Origin of the sequence: Asaia lannensis NBRC 102526 (assembly GCF_024054035.1) — a bacterium.
GTDB lineage: Bacteria > Pseudomonadota > Alphaproteobacteria > Acetobacterales > Acetobacteraceae > Asaia > Asaia lannensis.
Genome location: NZ_JAMXQU010000003.1, coordinates 70100 through 87837, shown reverse-complemented (window position 1 = coordinate 87837; position 17738 = coordinate 70100). Strand labels below are relative to the sequence as shown.

12 protein-coding genes are annotated in these 17738 nt (G+C 60.0%); 3 read left to right on the top strand and 9 right to left on the bottom strand.

Annotated elements, in window-relative coordinates:
• Positions 1–7 precede the first annotated feature (7 nt).
• Positions 8–2659: an alanine--tRNA ligase gene (gene alaS / locus NF685_RS05235; RefSeq protein WP_252848874.1), complete on the bottom strand. Its 2652-nt coding sequence runs from the start codon at positions 2657–2659 to the stop codon at positions 8–10.
• 90 nt (positions 2660–2749) lie between these two features.
• The gene (locus NF685_RS05230; protein ID WP_222547285.1) at positions 2750–3256 is read right to left on the bottom strand and encodes a GtrA family protein; all 507 of its coding nucleotides are present in this window, start codon (positions 3254–3256) and stop codon (positions 2750–2752) included.
• 239 nt (positions 3257–3495) lie between these two features.
• Between NF685_RS05230 and NF685_RS05225 the strand changes: the two genes are divergently transcribed.
• Positions 3496–4227, top strand: coding sequence for an SDR family oxidoreductase (locus NF685_RS05225; RefSeq protein ID WP_222548452.1), 732 nt, complete (start codon positions 3496–3498; stop codon positions 4225–4227).
• Here the strand turns inward: NF685_RS05225 and pnuC are convergent.
• The 3 genes from pnuC to NF685_RS05210 are packed head-to-tail and all read right to left on the bottom strand — an operon-like array spanning position 4216 to position 8522.
• On the bottom strand, positions 4216–4806 hold the full coding sequence (gene pnuC, locus NF685_RS05220) for a nicotinamide riboside transporter PnuC (RefSeq protein ID WP_222547286.1): 591 nt from the start codon (positions 4804–4806) through the stop codon (positions 4216–4218). The two genes, NF685_RS05225 and pnuC, sit on opposite strands and share 12 nt — an antisense overlap.
• Positions 4807–6036 (bottom strand): phosphotransferase enzyme family protein, encoded by a 1230-nt coding sequence (locus NF685_RS05215; protein ID WP_222547287.1) that lies wholly within the window; start codon positions 6034–6036, stop codon positions 4807–4809.
• The gene (locus NF685_RS05210; RefSeq protein WP_252848873.1) at positions 6036–8522 is read right to left on the bottom strand and encodes a TonB-dependent receptor; all 2487 of its coding nucleotides are present in this window, start codon (positions 8520–8522) and stop codon (positions 6036–6038) included. The genes NF685_RS05215 and NF685_RS05210 overlap by 1 nt, the downstream gene beginning before the upstream one ends.
• A gap of 222 nt (positions 8523–8744) precedes the next feature.
• Here NF685_RS05210 and NF685_RS05205 point away from each other — a divergent pair, with 222 nt between their 5' ends.
• Positions 8745–9302, top strand: coding sequence for a hypothetical protein (locus NF685_RS05205; RefSeq protein ID WP_252848872.1), 558 nt, complete (start codon positions 8745–8747; stop codon positions 9300–9302).
• Here the strand turns inward: NF685_RS05205 and NF685_RS05200 are convergent.
• From NF685_RS05200 to NF685_RS05190, 3 genes are all read right to left on the bottom strand, one after another.
• A complete protein-coding gene (locus NF685_RS05200) occupies positions 9299–10528 on the bottom strand; it encodes an arabinose transporter (RefSeq protein WP_222547290.1) in 1230 nt (409 codons plus the stop codon). The two genes, NF685_RS05205 and NF685_RS05200, sit on opposite strands and share 4 nt — an antisense overlap.
• A 167-nt stretch (positions 10529–10695) precedes the next feature.
• Entirely contained in the window at positions 10696–12075 is a 1380-nt protein-coding gene (locus NF685_RS05195) for an amidase (protein WP_222547291.1), read from the bottom strand.
• Positions 12076–12091: 16 nt separating this feature from the next.
• On the bottom strand, positions 12092–12895 hold the full coding sequence (locus tag NF685_RS05190) for an NAD kinase (protein WP_222547292.1): 804 nt from the start codon (positions 12893–12895) through the stop codon (positions 12092–12094).
• A 292-nt stretch (positions 12896–13187) separates the two neighbouring features.
• Here NF685_RS05190 and moaB point away from each other — a divergent pair, with 292 nt between their 5' ends.
• Complete coding sequence (gene moaB / locus NF685_RS05185; protein WP_222548453.1) at positions 13188–13718, top strand: molybdenum cofactor biosynthesis protein B; 531 nt, start codon at positions 13188–13190, stop codon at positions 13716–13718.
• 82 nt (positions 13719–13800) lie between these two features.
• Here moaB and NF685_RS05180 read toward each other — a convergent pair whose 3' ends face one another.
• Entirely contained in the window at positions 13801–17523 is a 3723-nt protein-coding gene (locus tag NF685_RS05180) for a glycoside hydrolase family 99-like domain-containing protein (protein ID WP_252848871.1), read from the bottom strand.
• Positions 17524–17738 lie beyond the last annotated feature (215 nt).

Here is a 17738-nt window from a genome sequence, read left to right as displayed (position 1 = left end):
TGAACAATCAGACAGAAATCGTTTTTCTGAGTGACTCGAATACGGCTTCGCTGTTTGGCTGCGGGCCGCCGGCCTGCGCCATATCCGGACGACCGCCGCCGCCCTTGCCGCCCATCTCGGCAGAGGCCAGACGCACAAGGTCGACCGCGTTGAAGCGCTCGTTCAGATCCTTGGTGACGGCCACCACGACGCTGCCCTTGCCTTCAGCGGTGGAAATCAGAGCGACGATGCCGCTCCCGATCTGCTTGGTAATGGCCTCGGCCATGTTCTTGAGCTCACGCGGGGCGACATCGCCCAGATCGCGCGGCACGAAGGTGACGCCATTGATCGTCTCGCTCGCTGAATCGGCCTGTCCCGTCGCCAGGCGTTTCTGTAGCTCAGACACCTGACGCTCAAGGGCACGACGCTCTTCGACCAGAGCTGCGAGGCGATCCGGGGCTTCCGCCACGGTGGCCTTGAGCAGGTCGGCCATGCGGCGAAGGCGTTCTTCGGCCTCGATGGCGAGGCGGTCGGCAGCGATGCCGCAAACCGCTTCGATACGGCGCACACCAGCCGAAACGCCGCTTTCCGAAACGATGCGGAATGGCCCGATCTCGCCTGTGCGGCCGACATGCGTGCCGCCGCAAAGCTCGATGGAGTAGGCGCCGCGCGTGTCATCGCCCAGCCCCATCGAGACCACGCGCACTTCATCACCGTATTTCTCGCCGAACAGCGCCATGGCGCCTTCAGCGACGGCGGTTTCAGGCGTCATGATGCGTGTTTCGACCGCACTGTTTTCGCGAATACGGGCATTCACCTCGCGTTCGACCTGCGCCAGTTCCTCTGCCGTGATGGGGCGAGGCTGCGAGACGTCGAAACGAAGCCGTTCCGGCGCATTCAGGCTGCCTTTCTGAGCCACATGGTCGCCAAGCTGGCGACGCAGGGCCTCGTGAAGCAGATGCGTGGCGGAGTGATGGCCGCGTACGGCCTGACGACGGGCGTGGTCGATTTCTGCGGTAACCGACATGCCGGGGCGCACGACGCCCTCGACGACACGACCGTAATGCACGAGCAGATCGCCATTGCGCTTTTGGGTATCGGTGATGTCGATACGCAGGTTCTCGCCCACCAGGACGCCATGATCGCCCACCTGACCGCCACTCTCACCGTAGAAGGGCGTCTGGTTCAACAGAATGGCGACTTCATCGCCGACCGAGGCGTTCTCGCTTTCGGTGCCACCCTTGGAAACCAGCACGATCTCCGCATCGGCCTTTTCGGCATTGTATCCGAGAAATTCGGAGGCGCCGAAACGCTCGCGTGCGTCGAACCAGATGGTTTCTGCAGCAGCATCGCCGGAGCCGACCCAGGCAGCGCGCGCACGGGTGCGCTGCTCGGCCATGGCGGCCTCGAAACCGGCTACGTCGACGGTGCGTCCCTGTTCGCGCAACGCATCCTGCGTCAGATCGAGCGGGAAGCCGAACGTGTCGTAAAGCTTGAAGGCCACATCGCCCGGCAGCGCGCCGCCTTCGGCCACGCGTGCTGTTTCATCCTCAAGCAGTGACATGCCGCGCTCGAGCAGGGCGGTGAAACGTTCTTCCTCACCCTTCATGGTCTCTGCGATAAGCGACTGATGCTGCACGAGCTCCGGATAGGCGGAGCCCATCTGGCGGATCAGGGCCGGGAGCAGGCGATAGAAGACCGGTTCTGTCGCCCCCAGGCGCTGCAGGTGACGCATGGCGCGACGCATGATACGGCGCAGCACATAGCCGCGTCCGTCCTTCGACGGCATGACGCCATCGGCAATCAGGAAGGCCGTCGAACGCAGATGATCTGCCACGACACGATGGCTGGCGCGCAGCGGCCCATCCGGATCGGTGCTCAGTGCATTGGCCGTGGCCTCGACGAGGCTGCGCAGAACGTCTGTGTCATACACATCGCGCTTGCCCTGCATGACAGCGGCAAAGCGTTCGAGACCCATGCCGGTATCGATCGAGGGGCGCGGCAACGGCGCACGTGTGCCCGGCGGTCCTTCGAGATACTGCATGAAAACGAGATTCCAGATCTCGACAAAGCGATCACCGTCCTCATCCGGCGAGCCGGGAGGGCCGCCCCAGACATCGGGACCATGATCGAAGAAGATTTCCGAGCACGGACCGCAGGGGCCGGTATCGCCCATACGCCAGAAATTGTCGGCAGTCGGAATGCGGATGATTTTTTCTTCCGGCAGGCCCGCGATCTTGCGCCACAGACCGGCAGCCTCCTCATCCTCGGCATAGACCGTAGCGAGCAGCTTTTCCTTGGGCAGACCGTAGCCCTTGGTCAGAAGGGTCCAGGCGAACTCGATTGCTTCTGCCTTGAAGTAATCGCCAAAAGAGAAATTGCCGAGCATTTCGAAAAAGGTCAGGTGACGGGCCGTATAGCCCACATTGTCCAGATCGTTATGCTTGCCGCCAGCGCGTACCACCTTCTGCGCGGTCGTTGCGCGGGTATAGGGGCGTGTTTCCTGCCCGGTGAACACGTTCTTGAACGGCACCATGCCAGCATTGGTAAAAAGCAGCGTCGGGTCGTTCTGCGGCACCAGAGGTGCAGAGGGAACGATCTTGTGGCCATGGTCTCCGAAATACTTCAGAAACGCGCTGCGCAACTCATTGGTGGTGGTGTTGTGGATCGGTGTGGTCATGGCGCGAGCAGAAAATCCCGATTGCGGCGTGAAGATGGCATCTCCAGTAGAGCAAAGAGACCGCAAAGGAAATGTTTTGCGCGTGCCGGTTCAGGATTCCAGATCGCGGTCGGCCGGATCGACGTTCAGATCGACGGCCATCTGCGCCAGTTCGATTGGCGTTTCGGGCACTTTGGCACGAAAGACAAGCTTGCGTGACAGATTGAAGTTGGCCATCAGCCCCATCAGCGATCCGGCGGCCAGCGGCAGGGCCACATGGCGCGAGCAGAACGGAACGGTAAAGCAAAGCGCGTAGACCGTTCCGCGATTGAGCAGAAACCCGAAACTGTTGGCCATCAGGAAACGGAGCCATTGCAGAATGGGGTGATCGCGATGGGCAACGCTACGAAAAGTCCAGAGCTGATTGAGAAGCCAGTTCAGACTCGCCACCAGAAAGTAGGAAATCAGCGTCGCTGCGGTCAGGCCGAGCTCAGGGCGGAGCAGGAACACGATCAGGATATCCCAGACCAGCCCCAGTGCGCCGATGATCCCGAAACGCAGGAACTGCGAGATCAACTGTCTCTGAGCGCGAGGATAGAAGATCCGTTTCTTGAGCACTTTGGCCCTGCCTTTCGCGATGCCGGTAAACTGGCGTTCAGCTCGTAAGGCGATAGGTATCGGGATGCAAGCCGTGTGACTGCCTTACTCGTGTCCTGTCGAACGCTGACTCTGTCACACTCGCGTTTTGCGTTGCGGGCGGGGCGTGGACCGGAGCGCGCCGGCAAGGCAGGGCTAATCGAGGGTTGGATCGCAAACGCGATTGAGGCAGTCTCGCCCCTGTAATCGGGAGAAGCATGATGACATCGAGAATTGCCCTTGTGACCGGCGGCAGCCGGGGTATCGGCGCTGCAATCTGTCTGTCTCTGGCGCAGGACGGGTTCGACGTGGCCCTGACCTATGCAAGCAACGAGCAGCGCGCAATCGAGACGAAAGATGCGATCGAGGCGAAGGGACGACGTGCTCTGGTGATCCGTGCCGACGGTGCCAGGATGGCCGATAACCGTTGTGCCATCGAGGCGGTCATTGAAGCTTTCGGCCGGATCGATGTGCTGGTCTGCAATGCCGGTCGATATCCCTATGGAACCATCGATCATATGAGCGATGACGAGATCGATTCCACGCTTGCCCTGAATTTGCGGGCCGTGATGATCGAAACTGCAGCCGCTGTGCCGCATATGTCGAAAGGGGGCCGTCTGATCTATATGGGCTCTGCTTTTGGTGAACGCGCACCGCTTCCCGGCGTATCCGTTTATTCGGCGACCAAGGCGGCACTGATCGGTTTTGCACGAGGCGTTGCGCGCGATGTGGGACCGAGAGGCATTACGGCAAACGTGGTTCAGCCGGGGCCGATCGATACGGAGCTCAACCCCAAGAATGGCGACCATGCCGATACGCTGACCGCTTTCGTGGCCAATGGGGCATTCGGGGAAACCTCGGATATCGCTGCGGCGGTGTCCTATCTCGCCAGCGAAGCTGCCGGATATGTCAACGGTACCACACTGACCGTCGATGGCGGCCTATGTGCCTGAACGTGTGCCTGAGCGACGGGCTGGTGTCCGGCTGGCCCTGTGCCAGCTGGACCAGCCATATGCGGCAAGCAGGACAAGTACGGCGTAGAGAGCGGCGCTCGGTTCCATTTCGCGTATCATGAAGAGCACAACATAGGCGCTGTCGATTGCGATCCAGAGCGGCCAGCAGGCCATATAGCGTCGGGCAGTCCAGAGCTGTCCGACGATGCTGGCGACGCTGAGTGCCGCGTCGGTATAAGGGGCAGGGTCGTTCGTCCAGCGCTCCAGGGCCGCGCCGAGCGCAAGGCCGCATGGCACAGCCAAAGCGCCGTCACGAAGCAGAAGATAACCATTCGCTTCCTGCACGATGACGGCAGTCTCGGATCTGGGCGCACGAGACCAGTCTATCCAGCCTTTGAGCAGAAACAGGCAGAATACGATCTGGAGCGCTGAGTCAGCCCAGAGGTGGGCCTGTGCGAAGACGAGAAGATACAGAAGCGACGCAGCAAGAGAGATCGGCCAGCCTGCAACGCGCCTGAGCGCGGTAAGGCCAATGCCCGCCACGGTGACGAGGACGGCAAGGATTTCGAGCAGGGACATTCAGATTTCTGCTCCCCCGCCTGAGGCGATCGACGCACAAAGCGCCGCACCGCGACCATGCATGAACCACAGACTGTGATCCTGCAGATAGGTTTGCCATGTGGTGTCAGCGAGCGCCGGTGCGTTGACGAGCGTGTCGTAATACCAGATCTCGGAGCACGCGAAGGTCATATGCGCCAGGGGCAGCATGGCAGCGATTGCGGCATGGTCTGCCTGCGTCAGAGGATAGGCAGAACCATAGCCGCGCAGGAACGCATCGATATGCAGGTGCTGCACTTCATACTCCGCAGACCGATCCACCCGGCCTGGTGAGATGGGAGCGGTGCGATCGGAAGGGTTTGTCGGGTGCAGCCAGTCGATCATGCTGCGCTCCAGCGCGACAGCGATATCGAAATGTCGACTGGTACGATCCGCCATACTGAAGTCGAACGGCGCCTGAACGACATCAATACCCTGTTCGTGACGCCAGACGAGATTGGAGCCGTGCCAGTCGCCATGTCCCCAATGGGGTGTCGCATCGGCCAACCAGGGGCGGGCTTTATCGAGCAGGGGCGTTACGAGCGCCAACAGCTGTCTAATCCCTACATGTCGTGTGATGGCCTTGCTGAGGGCGGGCTGCTGCTCGATCCATTCGCGCAGCCCTTCGGCAGGCCCTTCAGGATGCAGGAACGGACACAGGGACGAAACGAGCGGGCTCTCCGCCCGGGAGGGCGCCATCCATCCCGCGGAGGCGTCATGAAAGACAGCCAGTGCGCGCCCGGCCTCACATGCGTCGGAAGATGAGCGGTAAGGCTCCCATGACATCGTGTCTCGATAGAGATCCTCCCCATCGAGACAGGGAAAGCACTCGTAACACCACGCGTCCCGGCTGAATGCCGTTCGACCGCTCTGCGTGGAAAGAGGGAGGGCAACCTGGAGCCCTCTGCTCGCAAGATGAGCGATGAAACGGTGCTCTTCCTCAAGGGCGTCGGCATTGCGTAGCGCCCGGTGATGGCGTTTGAGAAAACGTATCTGCCCGTCTTCGGTCGAAAGGCGCGCAACGGCGGAAAAAGGGCGTGCACTATGCCAGTCTATGTGGGCATCGACCGGAATCCCGAATGCCGTAAGGGCATCGCGGGCTTCTCCGCTGGCGATGAGCGGCCAGTCGCGTTTTTCTTCCTTGCCCCATAATCCGAACTGGCCGGGCGTTGCCTCCTCCGTCGGCGCGGCTTCTGGTGGCTTCTGCGTCATCAGAAACCGGTCGAGGCTGTGGCCAGAGCGGAGAAGCCGCCACCGATATAATAATCGGGAGACGATCCGGCGATTGCTGTGCCGTACCGCCCTGTCGTGGCGCGCGCATTCAGTGTCGGGTCGGCAATACCCGAAAGATAATGCTCGTTGGTGATGTTGATGAAGTTGAGACGCAGCGTCGGTGCCTTCATGCGCCCCTTGTCCGCGAAACGGTAGCCGAGCGCCAGATTGCCCGTCGTATGATCGCCGATCCGCTCGTCATTCATGAATGTTGCATATTGACGGCCGGTATACTGGATGGCGGCAAATCCGAAGAAACGCCCGTCATCGTAGGTCAGTCCTGCCGAGGCCTGCAGGTGCGGGCTACGCACTGCGGTTTTGCCCGCCGTGGGCAGGAGATCGCCGCTGCTGGCAATATCGTTATCGATCGTGGCGTGGAGATATTCGCCCGAGAGATAGGGGGCGAAATGATGCCATGGTCGAAGGCCAAGCTCGACATCGATACCGCGCGACGTCTGGCCGCCGGCATTCATGGTCGATTGTATGGGCGTGTTGTTGATCAGGATCTGGGTCTGTATCTGACGATTGGTGAAATTGTAATTGAAGAAGGTCAGGCTGCCGGTCAGCAGAGGGCCCGTATAACGATAACCCAGCTCCTCGGAGATCGAATATTCGTTTCGCACCGCGCCAGATCCGGTTGCGCTCGTTTCACCGCTTGTCGGGTCGTAGACATTGTAAAGCGCCGTGAAAGCCGGTGCGCGAAAATTGGTGGTGGCATTGAGAAAGAGCTGATGTCTCGGCGTGATCTGCAAACGCAGACCGAGCCGGGGCAGGGGAACGGCGCTATTGCTTCCGACACGGTACTGAGGACCCGGAACCGAATTCGTGCCGGTGCGACTGACCATGACTTCCTTGAAGCCGAGTTCGATCAGCAGGCGGTCGGCCAGAAAGTGCATTCTGTCTCCGACGAAAAGCGCATTGGCCATACTGATCGTGTGGGTGTTGCCAGCCAGATAGATCTGCCCATTCGACAGACGAACGAAATTTGCGTTGCCGCTGCCCCATATATTCGGAGAGGCCCCGTCTCCATTCACGGGCGAAAAGGATTCCAGCTCGTGATCGTCGCCGTAATCGAACCAGTATCCTGCAATCAGTTCGTTCCAGCCCTGTCTCCAGGCCAGCTCTGAGGTAAAACCGGAGCGATAGCTGCGCTGGGTATAATTGGCACGCACGACGGACTGGCCATCGGAGGTGCCGGGCAGATCGAGCATATCGGGAAGTGCACTGGTGCCCGCATAGAGACCGGATGATGGGAGTGTCGATCCACCCGGCACATTGCCGTAGGCCCCCTGTGCATACGGTGTGGCACGAAGCGTCAGATGGTCGGACAGCCCGAGCACGATGGGTGCGCCCATATAAAGCGTACGCTCAGGGGCCCGCCACAAGCGATAATAGGATGCTGCGTTCTCCTGATCCGAGGCATCGTAATGGCCTGCCAGGGCATTGGCCGAGGAGACACCGTAAAGCTTGAAGGCATCTTTCGAGACCTGCGGATAGTAACTTGTCACGGTGCTGTTGAAGCTGCCCAGAAGACCGATATGGGAGCGTTCGCCCATATCGCGCAGAAGTTTGAAATCGATATGGTGACGGGCATCGGCACCCGGCCCACGCCAGTTCTGTGCGCTTGTGTGGGAGTAGGAAACAAAGCCCCGTAATCCCGTTGTGCCGATATCGCCTGTATCGAGGCGCACAAATTCCCTGTTGGTCTGGTAGGAGCCGTAGGACGCTGAAACCATGCCGCCACGTTTATGCGCAGGATCACGAAAACTCAGGCTCATCAGTCCGCCTGCAGCGTTGAGTACGGGGCTGTCCAGATCGGCCTCGCCTTGTGCCAGACTGATCTCGCGATAGTTTTCGCTGTCGGCGAACTGGCTGGGATAGCCAGAATAGAATGCGAGATCATTGAGCGGCATGCCTTCGAGCACATAGCCGATTGCATCGGTGTTGAGCCCGCGTACCGAAATGGTGGTCTGAGGTGAGAGACCCATGGCATCGGATGAGGCGACATTGGCCCCGGGGAGAAGCGATACAAGCTGATAGGCGCTCGATATGGGCGCCTGCCTGGCGATGAACGCACTATCGACCGTGCTGACGGCACGGCTGCCATGCTGGGGATGGATCAGGCCGCCCCCACGTTCGGCATCGCGCTTCTCGGGTTCCGACGCCCTGACCGTAATGCGTTCTGCGCCGCCGGTTTTGCTTGCACCTGTCGCATGCGCACCGCTTCCTTTTTTCTCTGGCGCGCCCAGCGCGACCCCGGAAACGACCGGTATGCCCGCTGCCACAAACAGATATAGACCCGAAACACCGGTCAGTAGATCGAGGCGTCTGAAAACAGTGAACGGGACGGGCGGCAGGGACGGCACGATCAGGATCCAATGATTTGTGGCAGGCGGCGTAAAACCGGATGTGAGAGCAGTTCTCATATCACTGCGTCTATCACAATGATTTTGCAGGGGGCGGCTTGCGATTGTGTTGTCGCTGTCTCATCGAAGCACGAGGCTGCCCCGTTTTTTATGGTGCGCTTGTTCGAGGCCTCGATGAATGCGTTTTGCGGGTGCGTTAACTGAGCGCTTTGACCGAACGCTTTAACTGGGCGCTTGCGGGTTTATCTGTTAGGTAAGCCGCAAAAGAAGGAGGAATACCCGGTGCTGAGGGAGAAGATTGCACGCCATGTTGATGGCTGGATCGTCAAACGCGATACGGATAACGCGCCGCGCCGCATTGCCGAGGCCGATATTGCCGATCTCACGGATCTGCTGAACGCACAGATCGGGCGCAGTGAGGAAGAAGCCAGCGCCGTTCTGTTGCCTGCCTTTTCAGGCTGGATCGTTCAGCGTGCGCGTGGCGAAAGACCGAGCGTGCTGAATATCGACGACGCCAGAGGATTTCTTGCGTTTCTGCCTGAGGCCGAAACGGCTCCCTCTGTTGACGTGGTCCAGCCCGAGGAGATCGCCCCGTCGGTTGAGGATGCCCAGTCCGGCGGGAGCCCGAGGGGCGATATCGCCTCGATCCATTCGGATGATCCGTCGCCTGCTGGAACGGGTGAGCGAGAGGCAGCGCATGCCGATGCAATGCCGGTGAGGCCAGAGCATGTACGCGTGCTGGGTGCTACGCCGCAGCGTCCGGTCGTCAGGGAGATGCCTGCTCAATATCTGTTCGAAGGGCTCGATCTGGCCCGGTTCCATATCGAGCAGGGCGTTTAACGCGGCGTCGACTCAGCTTTTTGCAGTCTGAGCACCAGTACCACCCCGACAAGGGCGCAGAGTGCGCCCATCAGGAAAATAGCCTTGTAGCCGAGACAGTCGGACACGATGCCTGCGACAGGACCGCTCACAGCGTAAGACAGGTCCTGAAACGCGGCGAAGCCTCCCAGCGCCGTTGCACGCATCGGGCCCGACACACGCCTAACCACTTCGACGCCCATTGAGGGATAGATCAGGGAACAGCCAGCCCCGGTGAATACCGCCCCGGCCAGTGCGATGAGTGGTGAGGGTGCGAAAGCGATGCAGCCTTGTCCCAGTGCTTCGATGCATAGCGAAATCAGAGCCACACGCAATCCGCCCATACGATCGGGCAAGTGGGCGCAAAACAGGCGTCCCGCGACAAAGGCCAGGCCAAAGCAGGTCAGGCCGAGACTGCCGAAACGCCAGTGTTCATGCAGAAAATAGACAGAAAGAAAAGCGCCCAGCACGGCGAATCCAACGCCCTGCAAGGCGACGACGCTTCCATATGGGCGTATGGTGCCCAGCACGGGCCAGAAGGATTCGCGCTCGCCCGACAGAACGGGGGCCGATGGTACAGGCTGTACGATTGCGAGCCCTATGCAGGGAAGCGCAACGCAAAGCCCCATGAGCGGCACGAAACCGGCAAGGTGATAGAGTTCGAGGCCGAGGGGGCCACCGAAGGCGAACGCCCCATACATGGCAGCGCCGGTCCATGTCAGCACTTTCCCGGCCCCTTTGGGCCCCATGAGCCCGATGCCCCAGCCATGCATGCCGACAAGCGTATAGCTCTCGCCGACACCGAGCAGCAATCGACCGGCGATGAGCAGGGAGAGCGATAGCGGTTTCGGCAGGGCAGACAGTCCTGAAACGAGGCAGATCAGGCTTGCCGCAATGTACAGACAAAGCCCGAGCCGCATGGAAGCCCGCCCCCCGCGGCGGTCGGCAAAGCCTCCGGCGAGTGTACGCGTGAGGATTGTCGAGACGAACGCGCAGCCCACGGCGATACCGGCAAGGGCGTTTCCGTAGCCGGGCCAGGATGTCACGAAAGGCGGGATAACCGCCAGAGGCATGGCGACTGCCATATAGGAAAGCAGAAGCGCGATCGTAAGAAATGGCAGATGTCGGGCTGGAAAATCCGCGTCTGCGGTCGTTGCCTGTCCGGCGATCCCCGATCTGCCGGGCTCGTTGCTATCGAAATCACTCATCACGCCGCCTTATCGAGCGCGCATGGTCTTGACGAAACGCGCGTGCGTCGCACACGGCCATGCTATGCCCTGAGTGGCATAGCGAAGTGGGAAAACCGCCTCAAATAACGCTCTGGTGACACGCGGCATTCATTCAGGTGTGATCTTCAGGCGGGGGTGGGGTCTTTTCAGGCTTTCAACCTGTTCTCGCAGCGCCTGGCGATGCGTTGCAACGCCCGATCCCGCCCGTTGCATGCTGTGAGCATGATACCCGCAGCAAAACCTTTCCAGTTCAGTGGCAGGCTGAACGAACAGCCATCGAGCAGATTGGCCAGGGAAGGATTGCGCAGAACGAGACGGTTGAAACGCCCATAGGAGTCCGGATCGAGACAGGCCTCTATGGGTGGGGGCAGGATCGGGCTGGTCGGACAGATCATGGCATCGAACCCGGTCATCTCACTCGTGAAGCGGGCGCAGAGCTTCTGCCGCTCGATATGGAGCTGGCGCAGGGCCTGCACGCTCGTCCTGTCGCCTGAGGCAATGCGCTCGCGTACGCGTGGATCGAACTGGTCGCTATGGTGCAAAAGCTCGTCGTGGAAATAGTGGAATGCCTCAGCCGCCACGATCTGGGCCTGAATATTGAGGTCTGCGATATCCTGCAGGATGGGCAAGGGCTGACGGACGATTTCAATGCCGTCCTTGTCCAGGTGACGCATGACCGTTTCGAATACCGCAAGCACCTGTGAGTCGGCATCGTTGCGGACGAAGGATGTGGGTAACAGCAGCCTGATCGTTCCTTCAGCCGCTTCCGGTGCCTCCCAGCGGTCGGTCTCGCCCGACATGAGGTGATCGAGCAGGGCGCAATCGGTGACGCTCTGCGCGATACTGCCCACGCTGTCGAAGCTGGGCGAAAGGGGAATCATGCCCTTGCGGCTGATCCGGGCAGCGGTCGGTTTGAAGCCTGTCAGCGCATTCATGGCGGCGGGGATACGACAGGAGCCGCCCGTATCCGATCCGATGGCGGCCAGAGCGCTCCCTGTCGCTACCGAGATCGCCCCGCCGGAGGTCGAGCCACCCGGAATGGCCTTTGCCTCTTCGATCAGACTGTTCCATGGCTGGGGACCGTGAGGGTTCAGGCCGAGCCCGGAATAGGCAAACTCGGTCATCTGGGTGCGCCCTACGAAGATGAACCCTGCCGTACGAAGCGGCACAAGGGCCTCTGCGTCGGCAATGGCGGGGGAGCGATCGGCAAGAAGGGTCGAGCCGGCACGGGTAACCTGGCCCTTGATGTCGAACAGGTCCTTTATCGAGATAGGCAACCCGGCCCAGGGCGAGGCCTGATAGCCCTTGGCCCTGATCCGGTCGGCGGCATCGGCATACTGCCGCGCGCGGTCTGCCGAGAAATCGCCGGTAAAGGCGGCGCGGGCGTTTTCGCAGCGTTCGAGGGCTTCGAGACAGTGCTCAATGAGCGCGCGACTGGTAATTTCCCCGTTATCGAGACGGCGCGCCGTCGTGACGAGATCGTCCGGATAGGGAGAAAAACTCGAACGTAGTGTCGGACCGCTCATTGGCTGCGCCTTCTTGTTATTCCGCAAACTGCTCCGCGATAATTCTCTCGGATAAACCATGATCCGGATCGAACAGGATTGTTGCCGTTATCGATCTGTCTTCGCGCACAACTGCCTCGATAACGTCGCGCACCTCGAGGAAATCCGCAACTGCTGCACACGGACGCTTTTCCTGTTCGAGCAGTGTAAAGCGCACGACCGCAGAAGAGGGCAGCAGCGCACCGCGCCAGCGCCTCGGCCGGAACGCAGAAATGGGTGTCAGCGGCAGAAGATTGGCCGTGAGTGGGACGATGGGGCCATGCGCCGAGAGATTATAGGCCGTCGATCCTGCTGGCGTGGCGACGATAATCCCGTCGCAGATCAGTTCGGGCAGACGCACACGCTGATCGACCTCGATCCTGATCTTGACGGCCTGTCGGGTCTGACGGAACAGGAACACATCGTTGAAGGCTATTCCTTCATGCAATGTGCCATCACGTCCTGTCGCCTTCATGCGCAGCGGGTGCAGCTGCGACGACTGGGCGCGCGCGAGGCGTGTCAGAAGGTCTTCATCCGAGATCGTATTGAGCAGAAAGCCCACGGAGCCGCAATTCAGTCCGTAGACCGGAATGCCGAGCTCGGCCACCTTGTGAAGTACTTCAAGAAGGAATCCGTCGCCCCCGAGGCACACCACGACTTCGGCGTCTTCGATGGCGCAGTCACCATAGGAGTCGATGAATTTCTGGCGGGTTTTTTGCGCGATATCGGTCGGCGATGCGAGAAAGGCGATGCGCTTCGGCGGCGTGGCAAACCAGCGTTGCGCGGAGGGAGCTATGCTCATGTCAGAGCACCGAGCGGCGCAGGAAGTGCCGGTTCAGGAAACTTGAAAACACGAAACGATCCATCTTTCCGAACGGTGCAAAACGCAATGTGAGCACCACCCTAGCGGCGGCGCATGTTACCCGCAACAGGCCTCCGTATTGCGCTCATCACTGTCCTGCCAGAACAGGATGTTTTTGGCAGGGATGACGATACTTTACATCCATGCATTTCGATTGCGCCCGCGCACGCCCTTGGCGCGCCTGCGTGGCCAGCGCTACACTGGATTGAAGCGAGATGGAGAGACAAGCCCTATGGACAAGACCCCGAGCCAGGACGGTTTCAAGCCTTGCGCCATCGCGATTCTGACTGTTTCCGATACGCGGGATCTGTCGATGGATCGCTCCGGTTCGGTTCTGGCCGAGCGTATCGTGGCTGCCGGTCATCGTCTTGCCGACAGGAAGATCGTGATCGATGACATCGACCTGATCGAGGCGCGGCTGCGCGACTGGATCGAGCGTGAGGACATCGATGTGGTAATCACCACCGGTGGGACGGGCATCACGGGCCGGGATGTGACCCCTGAGGCCTTTCGAAGGGTGCTCGACAAGGAAATTCCGGGATTCGGCGAGCTTTTTCGTATGCTGTCTTTTGCGAAGATCGGTACATCCACCATTCAGTCGCGTGCGCTGGGCGGCCTCGCGCAGGGAACGTTCCTCTTCGCGTTGCCGGGATCGACGGGGGCGGTGAAGGATGGTTGGGACGATATTCTTGTTCATCAGCTCGATAGCCGACACAAGCCCTGCAATTTCGTCGAACTCATGCCCAGGCTGCGCGAAAACTGAGGCGCGCCTCAGTTCTCCATCGGGCGTTGGGGAAACCGGGAGCGTGCCGAACGGGTTGCGCCTAAGGTCGCAGGCAAGTCGCTCATGATGCCCTGGCGCGTTTTCGACGTGGAGACGGATCGATATCGAACTGCGCTTCGATCTGGGCCCTATAACGCCTCTGACGCATGAGCAGATCGTCTTCAGAGCCCAGGCGATGCGCTATCAGCGCGTGAACCCGGGCAATTTCTTCCAGATGGCGCGCCGGATCGAGCGACCCCGTGACCGACTGCTCATGGCGCCGGTGGATATTGAGTGGCTTGGCGCAGTAGGCAATCTGGGCGCCAGGCTGGAGCAGCAGCTCGATGTACAGACGCCAGTCTCCGGCAACTCTCAATGTCTTCAAATCATGCGCACTGGTCTCGAGCGCATCGCGCAGCGCTGTGCGTCTGAAGAGTACGGCGCTCGCATTCATGACAAGATTGCAGCTCGATAACGCATTACGCACGAAACTGGTGCCATCCATGACCATATCCTGATCGAGATCGTGACCGATATGATGACGGTAATAGGGTTTGTAGTCCGTATAGATTTCGACACCATCGCGATCTATGGCGCGGCTGTCGCTGAAAGCCATTGTAAGACCGGGTCGCTGCTTCACCAGCCCGGCAAGCTCCGAAAGGAAATCCGGCTCCGAAAGGTCGTCGGCTTCGGCGATCCACAGCCAGTCCCCCTGAGCGATTGCCGCAGCTTTCTGCCACTGGGCAAATACGGAGCCGCTCTGCCGCGTCTGGGAGACGACCCGTATCGCGCGGTCAAATTCGCGCGCTGTTTTCTTGGCTAGCGCTACGCTTCCGTCGCGCGAGGCATCGTCGATCACAATGATTTCGCTAACGGGGCAGTTCTGGGCGAAAATTGTGGCCAGCCGTGCAGCCAGATACTGCGCATAGTTGTAAGACAGAACGACGACCGAAATCGATGGCAGGGATGGCAGGGTCAGGCTCAGCAGACGTCTGACATAGGTGTCGAACGAAAATCGGGGTTTCAGCGCTTCGCCCGAAGTGATGCGTGCCTCTGCCGGAACGGCGGCGAGCGGAACATGTCTTGTGATCCACTGCACCACGCCGGGAAGATCGCCCGGTGGAATGATGGCATGACGCGTATCGCCCTGTGTGCGCAGTTCGTCGAGCAGGTCCGGAATCATGCCGTTGCGTGCAAAAGCCATGCAGGCCAGCCCGGAAGACAGGGCTTCGAGCACCACAGAAGGGTAAGGATCCTCGCGCGATGTCAGCACGAACAGATCCGAGGCCGAGAGAAACGGCGCAATCGTCTCGACATGGCCGGGCAGATGAAAGCGTCTCGATGACAGGGCGCTGTCGAGATCGGCGCCAAGAGACTGCATCAGTGTATCGGCTATGGCACCGACCCAGATGAAATGAACCGGTCTTGAAACGCCGTTCTGTACAGATTGGGCAAATACGGGGCTCTGGATCATGTGCCAGAGCTGCAGGAACAGATCGAAACCCTTGCGTATATCGCCATAACCCGCGCCGATCACGACAAGCGCGTCGTTCTCGATCCCGTAAGCCAGTCGCACACGTCGCCGGTCGGGTTCGGAAAACGAGATGGTGTTATACAACCCCTGGGGCATGATCAGGGCCTCAGGGCAAACGCGCGTCAGCTGAGCGCCGGGAACGACAACCGCACTGGCCAAGGTCTGGGCCGTCTGAAGCGGGGCTTCGAGGTCGTGGCTCCGTATCATGCCGGGTAATTCATGCAAAAGCAGGCTGAAACCCATCCCTGCGGAAACGAGATCCGGGGCCAGTCGGGTCGAGGCCGCACTGTTCATGATTGCGGCGTTATAACCCTCTGCCTTGAGGCTGCTCAGTCTTTCCCGGCAGGTTGCTGTATTGGGTGTCAGAATGTCGACCGTACCGACTTCACGATAGCGCGCCAGAAGATCGCCGCCGCCCAGAAGGATAAATCCCGTGTCGATACCGTGATTACGACGCAACGCTCTGCCAATGGCGAGGAGCAGCATTTGAGCGCCTGCCGGGAAGGCATCGTGTCCGATCAGAAGCAGGCGGTCTTCGGTATTATGGCTTTCAAATCCGGTCACTGCGCGTGCTGTCGCATTCAGGCAGGCCGATCCGAGATGAAGGTCGGGTTCCAGATAGGCGCCTTCGGCCCATTCGTTCCACGCATTGATGCATACCAGGGTCTCTCCGAAAAACGGGTGGTTTTTCGCCTGTACGATGGTCTCGCGCAGCCAGTGCTCATACAGGGCAGGGCTTGCGTTATGCAGGACAAGTCCTGCACCCTGTCGTCTTGGATCGTTGTCCCATGAAGGACAAACGGTACGGATGCGAGGAAAGTCGGGGGGCGGGTTGGCAAGGGCTTTTTCGACTAGTTCGGCGTAGTCATAGACGCGTGCCGTCATGTCTTCGTCGAGGATATGCAGCTTGTCTTCGATCGGTGTGCAGGATCTGGTGAGTTTGTGCGGTGGAAACTCGACGGCGCCATCCATGCCGAATGGCCTAGGGTCGTTGTCGTCGAAAGCCTGGGCCATGACCAGAATGGGGTCGAGGCCGTGGGCGTTCCTGAACAGGTCACGCCAGATTACAATACGAGCTTTTGCATCCGGAATACTGCCCGGGCGATAGATCATGAAAAGAGGGCGTCCCTGCAGACGGATATAGCGCCTGTCGTTCATATGGCGGGCGAGATCGGCAATCAGCGCTTCGTCGTCTTCCTTCCTGTAGTTCTGCGAAATAAGAACGTCCTTGTCGCCCCCATCCCAGCGACGGCTCCAGTTCTCGTTGGCCCACATCAGGCAGAAGGGCAGATCGATATCCTGCGTGCGAAGCAGGGTCTCCATGGGGGTGTCCAGCAGCCGCTTTCCGTCGAACCAGTAGTGGTAGAAAATGAATCCCTCTATGCCGCTCTGGCGCGCCAGACGTGCCTGATCGCGCAAGGGGGCATCTGTATCGAGACGGTAATGACCGAGATCGCGTGGCGTGCGCGGCTGGTAGTGATCGGCAAAGCGCGGTACGCCGCGCGCGAGATTGGTCCATTCGGTAAAGCCAGCCCCCCACCAGCGGTCGTTCTCTTCCGTCCGATGAAACTGCGGAAGATAATAGGCAAGAACACGCGCGCGCCTGATCGCTGCATCCGGTAGTGGGCGATGTTCTTCGAACAGCGGTCCGGGCTGCGTGCGTCGTCTTATCTCCCGGGCAATCGTGGTTTCGTGCTGGGGCAGGCAGGGGAAAATTCCGGCCTCATGCCGGTGGTCCAGCCAATGAAGGAAAGGGTTGGCCTCGGGCTGATGACGCAAATAGCGCATGCGGTAAAAGCTCGGATCGAAACCGGCGAATGGCCGCCTGACCTCGCGAAATCCCTGCACCATGTAGTGTTCGACCGGGTCCATGCCGGATTCCGCAACATCGGGGTAGGTCTGCAGGTAAAAAACTGGGTCGAACGCCTCCATAGGACGTATATGAGGCTGTAGCCTGTTGGCGAGATAATGCGCCAGCGCGTTGGTATTGGCCGGAATATTATTCGTCTGGCGATACCAGACCGGATCGAACCAGGCGACAGGACGTCGACCCTCATATTCTCCTTTTGTCAGATAATGCAGCAGCGGATCGCCCGTGACGTCCCGGTTGGTCGCGAGGTACCAGCCGGGATCGAAAAAGGCGTTGGGTTTTCGGCCCTCCAGCCATCCGGTGGAATGGTAATGGAGCAAGGCACCACTCCCGATATCGCGCAGATCCGGATTGCGCGCGAGATAGAACGCCGTATCGAAAAGCCCGGAATGACCTATCATTTTGAGGATCGTCGGCATGATCGGCTTCTCCGCTGATTCGTTAAAAAACATTAACTCATCACAATGCTTATGCCTATGATTTCTCGCGCGATCGTACGGGCGTCCGGATGTGCGGGTGGTGATTGTCGATTTTCAGGGCGGGAATTGCGGCGAGCGTGTCGAGATGGCATATCTCTCGCTCTGCATCCTCTTCAGCTGAGGGCGTCGCATGCGCC

Bases quoted from the DNA above. Each gene is read 5' to 3' on its own strand.
- alaS (WP_252848874.1), bottom strand. From the start codon at position 2,659: ATGACCACACCGATCCACAACACCACCACCAATGAGTTGCGCAGCGCG.
- NF685_RS05190 (WP_222547292.1), bottom strand. From the start codon at position 12,895: ATGAGCATAGCTCCCTCCGCGCAACGCTGGTTTGCCACGCCGCCGAAG.
- NF685_RS05180 (WP_252848871.1), bottom strand. From the start codon at position 17,523: ATGATAGGTCATTCCGGGCTTTTCGATACGGCGTTCTATCTCGCGCGC.
- NF685_RS05195 (WP_222547291.1), bottom strand. From the start codon at position 12,075: ATGAGCGGTCCGACACTACGTTCGAGTTTTTCTCCCTATCCGGACGAT.
- NF685_RS05215 (WP_222547287.1), bottom strand. From the start codon at position 6,036: ATGACGCAGAAGCCACCAGAAGCCGCGCCGACGGAGGAGGCAACGCCC.
- NF685_RS05200 (WP_222547290.1), bottom strand. From the start codon at position 10,528: ATGAGTGATTTCGATAGCAACGAGCCCGGCAGATCGGGGATCGCCGGA.
- moaB (WP_222548453.1), top strand. From the start codon at position 13,188: ATGGACAAGACCCCGAGCCAGGACGGTTTCAAGCCTTGCGCCATCGCG.
- NF685_RS05225 (WP_222548452.1), top strand. From the start codon at position 3,496: ATGACATCGAGAATTGCCCTTGTGACCGGCGGCAGCCGGGGTATCGGC.
- pnuC (WP_222547286.1), bottom strand. From the start codon at position 4,806: ATGTCCCTGCTCGAAATCCTTGCCGTCCTCGTCACCGTGGCGGGCATT.
- NF685_RS05210 (WP_252848873.1), bottom strand. From the start codon at position 8,522: ATGAGAACTGCTCTCACATCCGGTTTTACGCCGCCTGCCACAAATCAT.